12 protein-coding genes are annotated in these 15,374 nt (G+C 41.1%); 8 read left to right on the top strand and 4 right to left on the bottom strand.

What is annotated here, in order from left to right; genetic code table 11:
- Positions 1-11 precede the first annotated feature (11 nt).
- A complete protein-coding gene (locus G564_RS0103520; protein WP_051205287.1) occupies positions 12-824 on the top strand; it encodes a hypothetical protein in 813 nt (270 codons plus the stop codon).
- An 8-nt stretch (positions 825-832) separates the two neighbouring features.
- Positions 833-1,504, top strand: coding sequence for a 16S rRNA (cytidine(1402)-2'-O)-methyltransferase (gene rsmI, locus G564_RS0103525; protein ID WP_029036441.1), 672 nt, complete (start codon positions 833-835; stop codon positions 1,502-1,504).
- A 1-nt stretch (position 1,505) separates the two neighbouring features.
- Here the strand turns inward: rsmI and G564_RS0103530 are convergent, their stop codons facing one another.
- A complete protein-coding gene (locus tag G564_RS0103530) occupies positions 1,506-1,853 on the bottom strand; it encodes a hypothetical protein (protein ID WP_029036442.1) in 348 nt (115 codons plus the stop codon).
- A 164-nt stretch (positions 1,854-2,017) separates the two neighbouring features.
- Between G564_RS0103530 and recJ the strand changes: the two genes are divergently transcribed.
- Entirely contained in the window at positions 2,018-3,715 is a 1,698-nt protein-coding gene (gene recJ, locus G564_RS0103535; protein ID WP_029036443.1) for a single-stranded-DNA-specific exonuclease RecJ, read from the top strand.
- A gap of 267 nt (positions 3,716-3,982) precedes the next feature.
- Here the strand turns inward: recJ and G564_RS0103540 are convergent, their stop codons facing one another.
- On the bottom strand, positions 3,983-4,591 hold the full coding sequence (locus G564_RS0103540) for a superoxide dismutase (RefSeq protein ID WP_029036444.1): 609 nt from the start codon (positions 4,589-4,591) through the stop codon (positions 3,983-3,985).
- Between the two features lie 227 nt (positions 4,592-4,818).
- Here G564_RS0103540 and G564_RS0103545 point away from each other — a divergent pair, with 227 nt between their 5' ends.
- The 5 genes from G564_RS0103545 to G564_RS0103565 all read left to right on the top strand — a co-directional run bounded on the left by G564_RS0103545 (position 4,819) and on the right by G564_RS0103565 (position 14,551).
- The gene (locus G564_RS0103545) at positions 4,819-7,962 is read left to right on the top strand and encodes a UvrD-helicase domain-containing protein (RefSeq protein WP_029036445.1); all 3,144 of its coding nucleotides are present in this window, start codon (positions 4,819-4,821) and stop codon (positions 7,960-7,962) included.
- 30 nt (positions 7,963-7,992) lie between these two features.
- Positions 7,993-9,186 (top strand): glycine C-acetyltransferase, encoded by a 1,194-nt coding sequence (gene kbl, locus G564_RS0103550; RefSeq protein ID WP_029036446.1) that lies wholly within the window; start codon positions 7,993-7,995, stop codon positions 9,184-9,186.
- Between the two features lie 292 nt (positions 9,187-9,478).
- A complete protein-coding gene (locus tag G564_RS0103555; protein WP_029036447.1) occupies positions 9,479-10,885 on the top strand; it encodes an OmpA family protein in 1,407 nt (468 codons plus the stop codon).
- Between the two features lie 64 nt (positions 10,886-10,949).
- Positions 10,950-13,709 carry a PD-(D/E)XK nuclease family protein gene (locus tag G564_RS0103560; protein WP_029036448.1) on the top strand — a complete coding sequence of 920 codons (2,760 nt, stop codon included), beginning with the start codon at positions 10,950-10,952 and terminating at the stop codon, positions 13,707-13,709.
- A complete protein-coding gene (locus tag G564_RS0103565; RefSeq protein ID WP_029036449.1) occupies positions 13,703-14,551 on the top strand; it encodes an alpha/beta hydrolase family protein in 849 nt (282 codons plus the stop codon). The genes G564_RS0103560 and G564_RS0103565 overlap by 7 nt, the downstream gene beginning before the upstream one ends.
- A 48-nt stretch (positions 14,552-14,599) precedes the next feature.
- Here the strand turns inward: G564_RS0103565 and G564_RS0103570 are convergent, their stop codons facing one another.
- Positions 14,600-15,130, bottom strand: a complete 531-nt coding sequence (locus G564_RS0103570) for a hypothetical protein (RefSeq protein WP_029036450.1) — start codon at positions 15,128-15,130, stop codon at positions 14,600-14,602.
- 42 nt (positions 15,131-15,172) lie between these two features.
- Positions 15,173-15,374: hypothetical protein (locus G564_RS20555; RefSeq protein WP_029036451.1), on the bottom strand; the 202-nt coding region annotated here is incomplete at its 5' end.

Raw genomic sequence — 15,374 nt, forward strand, 5'->3', positions numbered from 1 at the left:
AATTTGCAAGCATGAAAGTTATGAAAAAGCAATTGAAAGAGGAATTAGTAGCTTTAGCCGAAAAAATCTCCCTATTGAAAGAAAGGGATGAGGTGGCTGCTGGAGAACTTAAGGAGCTGGCTAAGAGGTTGTACGAGCAGCTTACAATATATGATTTTACGGAATCTAATCTTTTTGAAGCTACCGAACAAAGACAACGGGAAGTGGTGAAAACTGCACAACAGGTGAAAGCTCCCGCTGAAAAAAAGCAGGAGAAACAAGCTGCTGAAAAGAAACCGATTCCCGAAAAACAACCGGTTCCCGTTAAACAAGAAGTGCAGGAGAATGAAGATGAGTACAATCCTACCGGTCTCGAATACAATCCTGAAGATATTACCGAACCCAATACCGAAAAGATCAAGGATATAGTAGCGCAAATGCCGCCGGAGACGCAGCAGATAGATGATCTTTTTGCACAGGTGGAATCCCGCAATTATAAAAAGAATGATATGCAGGATATAGGGGGAGTGCATTACGACAACCTGCCTCAGTTTGAGCCTGTAAGTAAGTCGGGAGGGAGCTCTGATAAACCCAGGTCTGTAAACGACCGGCTTAAAAAAGGCATTAACATTGGCCTCAACGACCGTCTTGCTTTTGTAAAGCATCTTTTTGATGGAAGTACCTCCGATTATAACAGGGTATTGTCCCAATTGAATACCATTAAATCAAAAGAAGAAGCTTTCAATTTTGTGGCAAATATGGTGAAGCCTGATTACAACAACTGGGAAGGAAAAGAGGATTATGAGAGCAGATTTCTTACCATAATCGAAAAGAAATTTGAGTAGCAGGCTTTATGGCTAAACTATACCTGGTTCCAACTCCTATCGGAAATCTGGAAGACATTACCTTAAGGGCGATCAGAGTTCTTAAGGAGGTCGATCTTATCCTGGCCGAAGATACCCGAAACAGCGGTAAACTCCTGAAGCATCTCGATATCACCACTCCCATGCAGAGTCACCATATGCATAATGAGCATAAAACCGTGGAGGGGATAGTGAGACAGATCCAAAATGGTAAAACCATAGCGCTAATTAGTGATGCAGGAACCCCTGCAATAAGTGACCCTGGATTTTTACTTACCAGAGCCTGTGTCGAAGCCGGGGTGGAATTAGATTGTTTGCCCGGGGCCACAGCCTTTGTTCCGGCGCTGGTGAACAGCGGATTACCCAATGATAAATTCGTTTTCGAAGGTTTTCTGCCCGTTAAGAAAGGGAGACAGACCAGGCTGGAATTCCTTGCGCAGGAAACCCGGACCATAATATTCTATGAATCGCCTCACAAACTGCTAAAGACCCTGGCACAGATAAAGGAATTTTTCGGAGAAGAAAGGCAGGTCTCCGTATCGCGCGAAATCACAAAACTTCATGAGGAAACCATGAGAGGAACTGCTACGGAGGTCCTGGAACATTATGAGAATAAGCCTCCGAAGGGCGAGATCGTATTAGTTGTTGCAGGAAGAAAATAATCTATTCCCTCACATTAATAATGAGTGTTGTGATAGTTTCTGAATAAACAGTTGCCCCGTTGGAATCCTGTCTTTTGATCTTGACAACTTCTGTTCCCGTGAAAGTATCTTCAGGAGCATAGATGTAATAGAGCCCGTTCTCCCGGTGCTGAATTTCACTAACAGAAAAATTTTGTGCCTGTTGCGAGATGTTAAAGCCGCCCTCAACAGGCATAGCTTTGGCCAGGAAAAATTCCAAAGTCTCCGCCTGAGATATTGTAAATGTTTCCTCATTTTTCTCAACCTCATTCGAATTATCGGTACATGATAATAATGCAACTGATAAAAAGAAAAGAATTAATTTTCTCATTTATAAATGTTTACCGGGAATGTACCAAAATTAAATCAGACAGTACGAAAAATATCATTTTTGAGATCTGTTTTAGAGAGAATTTTCTTCAATTCCTATTTTTCTAAGCTTCTGTAGGAAGCCAATTTATTCTAAACAATCTGTACTTTTGAAAAAAAATATTGATGCGGTGGACTCTTAAACCCAAACCTGATCCCGAAATTATTGAACATCTGCAGAAAGTACTGGGTGTGGAAAGAGCTATTGCTTCGCTGCTGGCCCAGCGTGGAATAAAAACCTTTGAAGAAGCAAAAAAGTTCTTTAGACCAGATTTAGCAGATCTGCACGATCCATTCTTAATGAAAGACATGGATTTGGCTGTTAACAGGATAGAACTTGCTCTTGATAAGGGAGAAAATATAATGGTGTACGGAGATTATGACGTGGACGGTACTACCAGTGTAGCCCTGGTCTCTTCTTATTTGAAAACCATTTATCCTAATGTTGCCACTTACATCCCCGACCGGTATGATGAGGGCTATGGAATTTCATTTAAAGGAATTGACTTTGCTGCAGATAATGACATATCACTTATCATAGCTCTGGACTGCGGCATCAAAGCAATTGAAAAAGTGGCTTATGCATCAAAAAAGGGAATTGACTTTGTCATTTGTGATCATCACCGCCCGGGAGCGGGAATTCCAGATGCCGTTGCAGTTCTTGATCCAAAAAGGGCAGATTGCGAATATCCTTATAAAGAGCTTTGTGGCTGCGGTGTAGGCTTTAAGCTTCTGCAGGCAATCAATGAGAGAAGAGGCGAGCAATTTGAGTTGCTTATTCCCTACCTCGACCTCGTGGCTACAGCAATAGGTGCCGATATTGTTCCCGTAACCGGAGAGAATCGTATTCTTGCCTACCACGGATTAAAAATGATCAATGCTGCTCCGCGTGCAGGATTTAAAGCAATCCTGCAGCAGGTAAAAAAAGATTACCTAACCCTTACAGATGTGGTCTTCATTATCGCCCCGCGGATCAATGCAGCCGGCCGGATGAAACACGGACTCCACGCAGTGAATCTTTTGACAGAAGAAGATGCCGGGCAGGCACAGGTATTTGCAGCCGAAATTGAAGAATTCAATAAGGACCGTCGGGATAAAGACAAAACAATCACCGAAGAAGCTCTGGCACAGATTGAAGAGCTTCAGGAACAGGAAAGATTAACAACTGTAGTATATAGGGATACCTGGCATAAAGGAGTTATTGGAATTGTCGCCTCCCGTCTAACCGAAACTTATTACCGTCCTACCCTGGTCTTTACCCGTAGTGGTGAAAAACTTGCTGCCTCAGCCCGGTCTGTACGTGGATTTGATGTTTATGATGCCCTTGAAGGCTGCAGTGAATTTATAGAACAATTTGGTGGTCATAAATATGCGGCAGGTCTCACGATGTTTTCAGACCAATATGATAATTTCAAAAGAAAATTTGAAGAAGTAGTTTCCGCGACCATTGATAGAAAATTGCTAACACCGGAAATTCAGATCGACGCCGAAATCAGTCTGGATGAGATCACTACAAAATTTCACCGCATATTAAAACAATTTGCCCCTTTTGGTCCCGGCAATTTGTCCCCTGTTTTCATGACTCGTAATTTAAAAGATACAGGCTACGTTAAATGTGTGGGAGGTGAAAACAAACATCTTAAAGCCAGGTTGTTTCAAAAGAAGAATGGGATAAGTATAGATGCTATAGGTTTTAATCTGGGATCAAAATGTAATTTCCTGACCGACGGAAAAAAGGTCAGGGCGGCCTATAGCATTGAAGAGAATGAATACATGGGGAATGTCAGTCTACAGCTAAAACTGAAGGATCTGACAGTCAATTAGATAACAATTCTTAATACCTTGTTTGGCCTTTCTTACATATATAATGCTAATGCTGCTTTTTATCAATTTTACCAGTACTTCGTCTAAAAAACTTTCTGGTAGTGAGATGTTTAGCTACATTAGCTAAGCCATAACATAAGTAGGTTAAGTTCATGGTAGATTTGGGGCAAAAAAAGGTGGAGCTTTCCACCTTTTTTTATGCGCATAAAAAAAGCTGCCGGTAATTACCGGCAGCTTGACATTTAAAAACCTATGCGGAGGTTTTAATTATTTGTGCTGTGCATATCTTTTAGAAACTTCTTCCCAGTTAATAACATTGAAGAAAGCTTCAATATAAGCCGGGCGCTGGTTTTGGTATTTCAAATAGTAAGCATGTTCCCAAACGTCCATTCCCAAAATAGGATATCCGCCGCAGCCGATTCCGGGCATTAGTGGGTTGTCCTGGTTAGCCGTAGAGCACACTTCCAGCTTCCCGCCTTCCTTTACGCAAAGCCATGCCCATCCTGAACCAAATTGAGTGGCTCCTGCTTTTGAGAACTCGTCTTTAAACGCATCATAAGATCCAAAATCCCGGTCAATAGCAGAGGCAAGCTCTCCCTCCGGTTTCCCGCCACCGTTTGGGCCCATGATCTCCCAATATAGATTGTGGTTGAAATAACCACCTCCATTGTTGCGGACAGCTTTGTTTTCCATATCCAGGTTATTCAGGATATTTTCAATGTTTTTACCTTCCTGGTCTGTACCCTGAATGGCGTCATTTAATTTGCTGGTATATCCGGCGTGGTGTTTATCGTGGTGGATCTCCATTGTTCTTGCGTCAATGTGAGGCTCCAGTGCATCAGATGCATATTTAAGTTTCGGTAATTCGAAAGCCATAATTTTATTGTTTTATGTTATTAAATCAGTCAACCTCAAATTTAGACATAAACCCATATAATTGAAATTATAAAACGTTATAAAATCCTTAAACCTTTAGCTTATTTGAGATACTTTATTTCATTTAATGCTCAGAATCCTCAACTTGTTGAGTTTTATTTAAATATTCCCCTTCACAATACAAAGAATGGTGGATTCTGATTCATTTCTTACTTTAGTAAAAAAAATTGAAGCAGCCCAACACTTTTACCATCTACAATGCTTCCGCAGGCTCAGGCAAAACTTATACTCTTGTTAAAGATTACCTGTTACTGTTACTCCATTCTAAAAGGACAGACAGCTATAGAAATATTCTGGCGATTACCTTTACCAATAAAGCTGTAGGGGAAATGAAATCACGGATCATCGCAGGATTGCACGCCCTGGCTCAGGAAGATCCCTCAAAAAAAGAGCGGGATTTGCAAAATGATATTATTAAATCCGGCGGTTTGTCAGCAGAAGTGGTTCAGGCCAAAAGCAGGCAGATCCTTAAACATATCATCCATAACTATGCAGCTTTCGAAGTTTCCACCATAGACGGATTCACTCACAGGGTGCTTCGAACTTTTGCCAAAGACCTTGGCCTACCTCTCAATTTTGAGGTGGAATTGCGTACAGATGATATTTTAAACGAAGCTGTAGACCGGCTGATTAGCAAAGTGGGACGTGATAAGGCTATCACAAAGGTCCTTGTGAATTTTGTTTTATTCAAAACAGATGAAGATAAAAGCTGGGACGTTGCAAGGGATCTCTTTTCCATAGCAAAATTGCTCACTCAGGAAACCAGCAGGGAATTTCTGGATATGCTAAAGACCAAAAAGCTGTCCGATTTTGAAGCGCTTAGAAAAGGAGTAAGGAAACAACAAAAAGATCTGGAAAAGACTATTAAAGACCTGGCCAATGGTTTTTTCGATCTGCTTGAGAACAATAGAATAGAAAACAGCGATTTCACCCGCGGGTCTTGTCCTAACTTTTTCCTGAAGCTTCAAAAAGGGGATTTTGGCGTTACATTTTCCGCTGTATGGCAAGCAGATCTGGCTGAAAAGGCTCTCTACCCGGTAAAATTGTCTCCCGATAAAAAAGAGATCCTTGATCAACTCCAGCCAAGGGTAGTCGAATATTATTCCGAAGCAAAAAAGAAGATCACCAATCTGCAATTTTTGGAGGCTGTTGAGAAGAACCTCGTGCCATTATCCCTCCTCAGTGCTATACAGGACCAGATTGAGGAGATCAAAAAAGAAAAATCTGTAGTCCTCATTTCAGAATTTAATGCCACCATTGGCAAGGCAGTAAAAGATCAGCCTGCGCCCTTTATTTATGAGCGTCTTGGAGATCGCTACAGGCACTACTTTATTGACGAATTTCAAGATACTTCTCAATTGCAGTGGGAAAACCTGATCCCTTTGGTAGACAATACTCTTTCTGAAGCACATCCTGACGGCGAGCATGGCAGTCTCACCCTGGTTGGCGATGCAAAGCAGTCAATTTACCGCTGGCGCGGTGGTAAGGCAGAGCAATTTATGGAACTATGCCAAAAGAAAAACCCCTTTAGTATTGAAAAGAGTGAAGTCATTGTTCTTCCCAATAACTACCGGAGTGCTAAAACCATTGTCAATTTTAATAATGACTTCTTCAGGTTTGCCGCAGACACTTTTTTAGATGAAACGCACCGGGAGCTGTTTTTAGATAGTGGACAGGGAGCCATGAGTGATAAGGAAGGCTATGTGAATATTTCTTTTGTGGAGGCCGAAAATGCTTCCGAAGAAATGGAAGCATATCCTGCGCGGGTCATGGAGATCATCGAAGATCTTAAAATCAAAGGAAGAGCCCTGGCAGATATTTGTATTCTCACCCGCACCCGCAGAGAGAGTATTGCCGTGGCAAATTTCCTTAGCGAGAATGCCATACCGGTGATCTCTGCGGAAAGTCTGCTGCTTGAAAGGTCTTCAAAAGTGAGATTTATTAATACTATTTTTCAATACTGCCTGGATACTGCCGACAAGACGCTGAAGTTTGAGATCCTTGACTACCTCCTCAACAATAGTTTAGAGGTAGAGAATGATTTCCAATTTCTTATGCGGCATCTTGAACCTGAAGGGCAGCTGTTTTTTGATGCTTTGAAGACATACGGAATTGACTTTTCTCCCGAAGCTGCGACTGCAATGTCTGTCTATGAAGCTGCCGAATATATTATTCGCGCCTTCGATCTGCAAACAGCATCTGATGCATATCTGCAATTTTACCTTGACTTTGTTTATGAAAGCACAAATTCTGAAGCTGCCGGAATTTTCAAATTCTTGGAATTGTGGGATCAAAAGAAGGAAGAGCTGAGTATTGTGGTACCGCAGGGAGAGGATGCGGTTCAGATCATGACCATCCATAAAGCCAAGGGGCTGGAATTTCCTGTGGTGATCTATCCATTTGCAAATGGCAGGATCACAGATACCGCAAGAGAAAACTTCTGGATTAACCTGCCCGAAGAATTAAGTGATAACGTCAATATCGCTTACCTCAGTGCTGCCGAAAGAATGAAGGAGTGGGAAGGAGAGGCCCCGCAGCTGTATCATGAATTATGCTGTAACAGCCAGCTCGATGCCCTCAATGTCCTTTATGTAGCAATGACACGGCCGGAGCAGCAGCTTTTTGTCATCTCCAAAATGGAACTCGATAAAAAAGGCATGGAGAATCCCAATAGATTTTCGGGTCTGTTGATCTCCTATTTGAAAAGTATTGGCAGGTGGAACGAAAGCAGTGAATATGGTTTTGGAAATGCAGCCGAAATACCGCAGCAGGAAAAAACCGAAGATAATTTTTTTCAACAGGAGACCTTCTTTTCCTCCCCCACTCAAAGTAAAGGTATTTCCATCATAACCCGTTCGGGATTGATGTGGAATTCAAGACAACAGGAGGCGATCGAGAAAGGGCAGTTGATCCATGACCTTTTTGCTTTGATAAATACTGAAGCCGATGTTAACAGGGTACTTCAAAATGCAAAAGAGGGAGGTCTTTTTTCTTCAGAAGAAGAGGGAGATTTGAAAAAATCCATTTTAGAGGTTACAGGTCACCCCGACCTTCGCGAATTCTTTGCTGAAGGTGTAGTGAATATTAATGAGCGGGATATTATATTAGCTGATGGTACCCTGCTAAGGCCAGACAGGCTTGTTCTTAACAATAATGTGGTGCATATCATTGACTATAAAACGGGGGCAGAAAATGTAAAGCACCGGGAACAGATTATCCATTATGCCGATGTGCTTGAAGGTATGGATTATGTTGTTGAAAAGAAGCTTCTGGTCTATATTAATGAAAATATCACAATCATTAGTGTCTGAAAGAAGTGTAAATTTGTAAAAAATCAGATTATGTACGGTAAAATGAAAGAATACCTTGAAAAGGAAATAGAGAACATAAAAGAAGAAGGACTTTATAAGAAAGAGCGAATAATCACCTCACCACAGGGAGCAGAAATAAGCCTTGAAGGTGGGAAAAAAGTGCTCAACTTTTGCGCGAACAACTACCTTGGTCTTTCTGCGCATCCCGAGGTTATACAGGCAGCGAAAGACACTCTTGATTCTCACGGATTTGGAATGTCCAGCGTGAGATTTATTTGTGGCACCCAGGACATACATAAAGAACTGGAACACAAAATTGCCGACTTCTACGGAATGGAGGATACTATACTCTATGCAGCTGCTTTTGATGCCAACGGCGGAGTTTTTGAACCCTTGTTGACAGCTGAAGATGCAATCATTTCAGATGCTCTTAACCATGCGTCCATAATAGATGGGGTGAGGCTTTGCAAGGCAGCCCGGTACCGTTATGAGAATGGCAATATGGAAGATCTTGAACAACAGCTTAAAGCTGCTAATGAAAAAGGCGCCCGCTTTAAAATTATAGTCACAGATGGGGTTTTCTCTATGGATGGTCTTGTAGCGCCTCTGGATAAGATCTGTGATCTTGCCGACAAGTATGATGCGCTGGTCATGATTGACGAATGCCATGCTACAGGATTTATTGGTCAGGATGGGATTGGAACACTGGAAGAAAAAGGAGTACTTGGCCGTATAGATATCATAACCGGAACTCTTGGTAAAGCTTTGGGAGGGGCAATGGGTGGATATACTGTAGCCAAAAAGGAAATTATAGAAATACTTCGTCAAAGATCCAGACCTTACCTTTTCTCCAATTCTTTAGCACCTGCCATTGTAGGGGCATCAATAAAGGTTTTTGACATGCTCGCCAAAGATGACTCCCTGAGAAATAAGGTGAAGGAAAATACAAGATATTTCAAACAAGGTATTAAAGACGCCGGATTTGAGATCATTGATGGGGAGGCTGCAATTGTACCGGTGATGTTGTATGATGCAAAGCTTTCTCAGGATATGGCCGATCGCCTACTGAAAGAAGGGATCTATGTTATAGGTTTCTTTTATCCGGTTGTTCCTAAAGGCAAAGCGCGTATTAGAGTTCAATTGTCTGCCGCTCACACTAAAGACCACCTGGATAAAGCCATTGCTGCTTTTACTAAAGTAGGAAAAGAATTAGATGTGATTTAAAAATAAGCTTTTCAGTTTTACAAGCCTTTCGTTATGATAGGCTTTTTTTATGATTCAGGAAGTGAAAATAATTTGGACCTTAAACTCCTGTAAAGGCTTAAATTACAGATCAATTTTCATCTCAGGACTATTAAAATTTTAAAAAATTCACAATAAGAAGGCTTAAAAACCCTTCCAAACCACCAGTATTCACGGCTTTATTAAGAAAACTTTATTAAATTAAGCTTTGTTAATACTGAATATCAGTCTACTTTTGTTTCTGCTAACTAATTAGAATTTTAAACTCTTCAATATGAAACAACTAAACAAATTTTTATTGGCTTCATTGTGTATCCTAAGTTTTAGCCTTGTGCAGGCGCAGGATAATAATAATCCCTGGGCCTTAGGTTTAGGTATTAATGCAGTGGATTTTTATCCTACGGGTGAAGACGCGCCCCTGGGTGGTTACTTTGACGAATTCTTTAATACCGGAGATCATTGGAACATTGTTCCCGGATTATCGAGAATATCCCTTGCCCGTAATATTGGAGCAGGATTTTATTTTGAAGGAGCAGGTGCATTGAACCAGATTACGAAATTTGGAGATGAAGCAAGAGAAGATCTTATGTTCTACAGCCTGGACGGAACATTTAACTACAGCTTCCGCAATGATGCAAACGCAGGATGGTTTGATCCTGTACTAGGTGTTGGTGGTGGATACACCTGGTTAGACGGGGATGGATTTGGAACCCTCGACGGGACTGTAGGAATCAACTTCTGGTTCTCAGATAATGTTGCATTCACTGTTCAAACAATTTACAAACATGCATTTGACGACGACTTCAGTAATCACTTCCAGCACGTAGCAGGTATTAAATTTGCAATGGGAGGAAGAGATACTGATGGTGATGGTATATATGACAAGGATGACGAATGTCCTGAAGTAGCAGGATTAGCTCAATTTAACGGATGTCCTGATTCAGACGGAGACGGTATCGAAGACAGAATGGACGAATGTCCTAATGAAGCCGGTCTTGCACAATTCAATGGATGTCCTGATACAGATGGTGACGGAGTGCCAGATAACAGAGATGAATGTCCTACAGTAGCCGGACTTGCCGAAATGAATGGTTGCCCAGATGCCGACGGTGACGGAATAAAAGATAGTGAAGATGAGTGTCCTAATGAAGCAGGACCAAAAGAAAACAACGGTTGTCCATGGCAAGATCAGGATAACGACGGTGTTCTTGATAAGGATGATGAGTGTCCTGAAGTTGCAGGAACCGCTGCGAACAATGGATGTCCTGAACCTACAGTTGAGGTGATCGAGGAATTGAATGAATATTCAAGAACAATTCTTTTTGATCTTAATAAAGCAACGATCCGTTCTGAGTCAGAAGAAACTCTTCAGGCAATTGCAGATATCATGCAGGAATATGATAATACTGTTTTCCATATCGAAGGGCATACAGACAGTACAGGTAGCGAAGACTATAACCACAAGTTATCTCATGAAAGAGCTACTTCTGTAATGGAATTCCTTGTCAATGCAGGTGTTCCTAAAAACAGACTTACTGCTCAGGGTTATGGTGAAGCCCGGCCAATCGCTTCCAATAACACAGCGAAGGGAAGACAGCAAAACCGACGTGTTGAGATCTCTCTTGATAAAGATAAGGAGATGAAAAACACAGAAACTGAACAGGATACTACAGATATGTAGAACTGAATCAATAATCTTTTTAAAAACGCCTCGATTTGATCGGGGCGTTTTTTATTTTTAGGGCATGACACCATTTATTGATGAGGTTCTCGCGAAATTGATCTCCGGGGACAAACCTATTTCCGATTATACCTTTATTCTACCCAGTAAAAGGGCCGGATCCTATCTCATAAACAGGTTGGCCAGATTTTCTAAAACTTCCCTGTTTGCTCCCAAAGTTCTAAGTATCGAGGATTTCGCCCAGGAGATCTCAGGACTGCAGTCTGTAGATAATGTTACCGCGCTTTTTGAATTTTATACCGCTTATTGCTCCTGTACCCCAAAAGAGAATACAGAGGATTTTGAAACCTTCTCTACCTGGGCACAAACATTATTGTATGACTTTAATGAAATTGACAGGTATCTGATTGAATACAATTCTTTTTTTGGTTATCTGGGGAATATTCAGGAGATGAACCACTGGTACCTGCAGGAGGAAAAAACTCCATTAATGGAGAATTACCTGCTCTTTTGGAATAAACTGCCTGAATATTACGAAGCTTTGCAGCAACAACTGGAGAAAAGAGATCTGGCTTACCAGGGGATGGTTTATAGAAAAGCTTCAGAAATGATCTCCCCCTTTGCTGAAACAGCCACGGGTTCCTTCATTTTTATAGGATTTAATGCTCTTAATAACGCAGAACAACATATTTTCCAGACGCTTCTAGCGGCAGGTAAGGCTGAAGTTTATTGGGATATGGATAGAGCCTTTCTGGAAGATGAACAGCATGATGTTTCCCTTTTTCTAAAACAATATTTAAAATCCTGGCCCTACTATCGGGATAGGGAGTTACAGCTTGTTTCTGACAACTATAGCACTACTAAGGATATTCGGATGGTGGGAGTACCTAAGAATATTGGCCAGGCGAAACTTGTAGGAGAATTACTTTCAAAGCTTACGGCAGAAGAGCTGGAGCAAACAGCTGTTGTCTTAGGTGATGAGAATTTATTGCTTCCGGTGCTTAATTCTCTGCCGCCAAATGTGCAAGAGGTAAACATCACCATGGGTTTTGCTTTAAAAAATGCACCGGTGACATTTCTTTTTGAGCAATTACTCCAGCTACATGCGACTACAGGAGATGATAAGATCTACCACAAAGATCTTATGGTCGTTTTGAGTCATCCATTAATCCAGAAAGTGAGTGCAGGATACTCCCGAACAATTTCTGAGAAAATTAGAAAGAATAACCTGGTCTATATTGACCGGGCAGACCTTCTGGAAAATCTTCCCGAAAAATTAACGCCTTTATTTAAGCTTTGCTTTGGTAAGTGGAAGAATGATCCTAAATATGCTTTAGAGTCTTTACGTGACCTGATAATGTTATTGAAGAATAGTTTAGATAAAGAAGCGGACAAGTTGAACCTTGAATTTCTTTATCAGCTGCACCTGCTCTTCAATCAATTGAACACTTTGGTAGAAAAATACCCGTATATTAATTCGGTGAAGGTATTAACAAGCCTTTTTAAAGATCTTCTTTCTTCTAAAACTGTGGACTTTCGAGGGAAACCATTTTCCGGGTTACAGGTAATGGGAATGCTTGAATCCCGGGTGCTGGATTTTAAAAATGTGATTCTTACTTCAGTTAATGAAGGTGTGCTCCCCGCAGGAAAGAGCAGTAATTCTTTTATTCCATACGATCTAAAATGTGCGTATAAACTCCCCACTTATAAAGAAAAGGATGCGGTATACGCTTATCACTTTTACCATCTCCTGCAGAGGGCCGAAAACGTCCACTTGCTATACAATACCGAAAGCGACGGACTGAATGCGGGCGAGAAAAGCCGGTTTTTGCTGCAATTGCAAATGGAGACAAAGGAAAATCATAAGATTCAGAATTTCAGTGTGGCGCCTTTTGTTCCTGCACTATCTTCCAATTTGATGAAAATAGAAAAAACGCCGGAAATTCTGGAAAAACTGAAAAGGCGTGCAGCAGAGGGTTTGTCTCCTTCCGCTTTAACCACTTATATCAGGAATCCTCTTGATTTTTATAAGCAGTATGTACTGGGACTACAGGAAAGAGAAGAAGTGGAAGAAACGGTGGCATACAATACCCTGGGAAGTGTGGTTCATGATACCCTGGAGATCTTTTACAAAGAATGGCTGCAACAGGAGGTGACGTCCTCCCTTCTTGATAAAGCAATTGAGGGTACTGATAAAGAAATTGGAAGACAGTTTAAAAAGCACTATACCCAGGCACCTCTTGATACCGGGAAAAACCTGTTAATTTTTGAGGTGGCACGTAGGTATGTCCATAATTTTCTAAAATTGGAAAAGGAAGATCTTGAAAGGGGAAACACTATTAGAGTTATAAAGGTAGAAGAAAAGCTAAACTCGTTAATCCGTTTGGAAGAGCTGGATTTTCCGGTGTACCTGAAAGGCATGGTGGACCGGGTTGATCTCTATAATGATAAGCTGCGCATTATTGATTACAAGACCGGAAAGGTGGAGCAATCAAAAGTGGAAGTTGTAGATTGGGAAGAGATCACTTCAGATTATGACCGGTACAGCAAACCCTTCCAAATCCTTACCTATGCCGTCATGATGAATGAGCAGGAGCCACTTCCCGAAGCCGTTGAAGCCGGAATAATCTCGTTTAAGAATTTGCAGGGGGGATTTTTAAAGTTCTGCAAGAAAGATAAAACAGGTTACGGTGCAAAAAAAGATACAGATATTACAACCGAAACTCTTGCAGAATTTCAGGAACAGCTAAAAAAACTTATTTTAGAGATATTTGATCCTAATATCCCCTTTGTTGAGAAGGAAATAAAACAGAATTCATGGTAAAAAAAGAAAAAAATATAAGTCTGAAAGGTTTACATGGACGGCCTGTTCCCACAGATGTGTTTTATACTGAAGAAGGCGGTAACAAGCCTGTATTGCTTTTTTGCCACGGGTATAAAGGTTTTAAGGATTGGGGAGCCTGGAATATAATGGGAGAGGAGTTTGCAAAAAATGGTTTTCTGTTCATCAAGTTCAATTTTGCCTTTAATGGCGGAACCCTGGATGAGCCCATAGATTTTCCCGATCTCGATGCCTTTGGAGAGAATACTTATACAAAGGAACTTGATGACCTGGAAGTCTTGATCAACTGGATTTGCAGCGAAGACTTTCCATTTATAGAAATTGCAGATCTTTCGCGCTTTACGCTTATGGGGCACTCCAGAGGTGGCGGGGTGGTAGTGGTAAAGGCAGGAGAGGATGAGCGGATTCAAAAATTGATCACCCTATCTGCAGTCAGTGATTTTGGAGACCGGTTTCCTCAGGGACAAGAACTGGAAGCCTGGAGACAAAAAGGTATTGCCTATATCGAGAATTCCCGCACCAAACAACAAATGCCTCACCTGTTTGACTTTTATGAAGATTTCAAGGCAAATGAGGAAAGACTTACTATCTCCAGGTCGGCTAAAAAACTTCAGATTCCCACCCTTATCATTCATGGTACGGCCGATCCTACAGTAGAATTAGAAAATGCCCATGATCTGCATGATTGGATAAAAAATTCTGAATTATTCCTGTTAGAAGGGAGTGACCATGTTTTTGAAGTTTCACATCCCTGGGAAAAAGAAGAGCTGCCCCCGTCGATGGAAAAGATCGTTCAAAAGGCAAGCGAGTTTATTAAAGGATAAAAACTGTGAACTAAGTCTTTTCTCCTTGGAAAGATAATCCTGAATTCGCTATTTCAGGATTAGCCATCCTAATTGCAGGCCAACAAAGGGAGAAAAATAGGAGTCTCCCAGATCATTAAAACCAATTCCCCCGCCAAGATTGATGTTTAATTTAAAGCCACTGTTGTATACACGCTGTAAGCCCCATGCAGGACCGATAAAAACAGCATAGTCTGCCTGTGATTTTAAATCTCCAAAAATGGGATTTCCACTGGTGATCTCTGCCAGGGCAGTAAAATAGTTTCCACTATTCTCAGAAATTTTTTTCCCTTTCTCTAATCTCTTATCCAGGTTATAATAGAACCTGTACTGCGCATGGAAGGTTGGAAAAACGGCATATCCACTATCGTTATTTGTGCTTCTGTATGCAAAGCCGGTACCAAGATTAAGGTCTAAAGTTGTTTTTTTTCCCATGCTCATCTCATATTCAAGAGAAGGAATAAGAAGATTAACCGAAAGCTGGGAGTTTGTTTGTGGAGCTTGCTGTGCAAAAATTATAGTTGAATATAAGATAGCGCCGACCAGTAATAAGTTCTTCATTTTAAAAATTTTATACGCTGAATAATAAGTTGCCTAAAATAGTTAAAGTTTTACTAAACCGGGTACTCGTCCTTTCGTTTTAGCTGCTACAGAAAAGTTAATGGTAGAAGAAATAAATATATTGATGCTCAAAAAAGGCATTTTTGGCTGCCATTTAAAATCAGAATGAAGATAGACCTCACAGGTTTCCAAAACCTGTGAGGTCTGAATATATGAAACCACAAAACCACCGCTTTCGCAGTGG

Source organism: Salinimicrobium xinjiangense DSM 19287 (assembly GCF_000423585.1).
GTDB classification, from domain to species: Bacteria; Bacteroidota; Bacteroidia; order Flavobacteriales; family Flavobacteriaceae; genus Salinimicrobium; species Salinimicrobium xinjiangense.